2 protein-coding genes are annotated in these 1,758 nt (G+C 73.2%); one reads left to right on the forward strand and one right to left on the reverse strand.

The window, feature by feature from the left end; all coding sequences use genetic code 11:
• Positions 1–331: 331 nt before the first annotated feature.
• Positions 332–484, reverse strand: coding sequence for a hypothetical protein (locus tag G3573_RS21345; RefSeq protein WP_163263644.1), 153 nt, complete (start codon positions 482–484; stop codon positions 332–334).
• A 404-nt stretch (positions 485–888) separates the two neighbouring features.
• On the opposite strand from G3573_RS21345, the gene G3573_RS21350 reads away from it, so the two are divergent.
• Complete coding sequence (locus G3573_RS21350) at positions 889–1,755, forward strand: WecB/TagA/CpsF family glycosyltransferase (RefSeq protein WP_163263645.1); 867 nt, start codon at positions 889–891, stop codon at positions 1,753–1,755.
• Positions 1,756–1,758 lie beyond the last annotated feature (3 nt).

The raw sequence follows: 1,758 nt of genomic DNA on the forward strand, positions 1-1,758 counted from the left end.
GGCGTCGTCGGCGCAGAGCCGCTCCGCGCAGGCGCGCGGGACGCGGCGCTGGCCGCCGGTGATCGCGCTGAGCGCGGCGGCGGCGGTGTCGGCCGGGCTGTGGGTGGCGGTGGTGGCGGCGGTGAGAGCGCTGCTGTAGGGCTAGAGCCCCCTCTCCGCTCATCCCCGCGAAAGCGGGGACCCAGAGCGCAAGGTCGCCGAACGAGCGACCCGCTTCATGAAACGCCGCTCTAGTCTTCGAACCCCTAGCTCACCTGGGTCGCCGCTTTCGCGGGGATGAGCGGTTGGTGCGGCTGAACGCGGGCGCTCCGCTGGAGCCCCCCATCGCCCGCTAGGCGGGCTCCTCCCCCCAAGGGGGGGAGATCTTTGCCAGGCGGGTGGCGGCGAAGACGGCGGCGGCGAGCGGGGCCAGCAGGACGGCGTAGAGCGGGAGGAGGACGGCGGCGCCGATGAGGGCGAGCGCGTCGCGCAGGCGTCTGGACATGGGCTCTCCCTCCTCTCGTTCAGGTCGAGCTTAACCTTAACTTGAGCGGGCGGGCGTCGGCAAACCCCTGTTCGGTGTGGAGATCGGTCCCCTCTCCCCTTGCGGGAGAGGGGACGCGTGGCTGCGTCTCCTCCCCTGCGAAGCGGGGGAGGGGGACCACACGAAGTGTGGTGGAGGGGGCGAGCCGGGGCGCGGCGCTTTTGCTCTGTCTGAAGTTCGATTTTGGACAGGAGGGGGCGGCGGTTCGCCCCCTCCACCGCCTTCGGCGGTCCCCCTCCCCCGTTCCGCTGCGCTCCACAGGGGAGGAGATGCGGTCGCGACCTCTCTCCTCCCCCGCCCGCGCTGGCCCGGGCGTTGCAACCGGATCTTCCGACTGAGTTCAGCCGCGTCGGATTCGTGACGAAATGAAACGCCTCTCCGCCCCGACCCGCGTCGCCCTGTTGGGCGGCGCCGTGGATCTGGTCACGCCGGACGAGGTGCTGGACTTCGCGGCCGCGCGGATCGCTGCGGCCGAACCGGCGGTCATCGCCAACCACAACCTGCACAGCCTGGCCCTGCTGAAGCGCGAGCCGCGGATGCGGGCGCTGTACGACGTGGCCGACCTGATCGAGATCGACTCCGTGCCGCTGGTCTGGTGGGGCCAGCTGCTGGGCCGGCCGCTGTCGCGGGCGCATCGCTGCACCTACCTGGACTGGAAGGACGCGTTCTGGGCCCGCGCGTCGGCGGGCGGCTGGCGGGTGTTCTACCTGGGCGCGGCGCCCGGCGTGGCGGAGCTGGCGGCCGAGAAGCTGCGGGCTGCGTGGCCCGGAGTCGTGATCGGCACCCGCGACGGCTATTTCGACATGACGCCGGGCTCGGCCGGCAACGAAGCGGTGCTGGCCCAGATCGAGGCGTTCGGGGCGGACGTGGTGTTCGTCGGCATGGGCATGCCGCGCCAGGAGCTGTGGATCGCCCAGAACCGCGCGCGGCTGACCCGCGGCGTGCTGTTCCCGGTGGGCGGGGCGTTCGACTACGAGGCCGGGGTGCAGGCGGCGGCGCCGCGCTGGCTGGGCCGGCTGGGGCTGGAATGGCTGTACCGGTTCGCGCGCGACCCGGGGCGGCTGTTCGAACGGTATTTCGTCGAGCCGTGGACGTTGGCGGGCGCGGCGGCGGAGGATGTCGCGGCGGCGGTGCTGGGGGTTCCGGCGACGCGGCGGCGGCCGGTGGTGGTGCGGCCGGCGGCGGCGGTTGCAGAGCGCGCTGGGCCGGTGGGGCCGCGGGCGGCGCTTTAGTCC

It is taken from the genome of Caulobacter sp. 17J65-9, assembly GCF_010975005.1.
Lineage (GTDB): Bacteria > Pseudomonadota > Alphaproteobacteria > Caulobacterales > Caulobacteraceae > 17J80-11.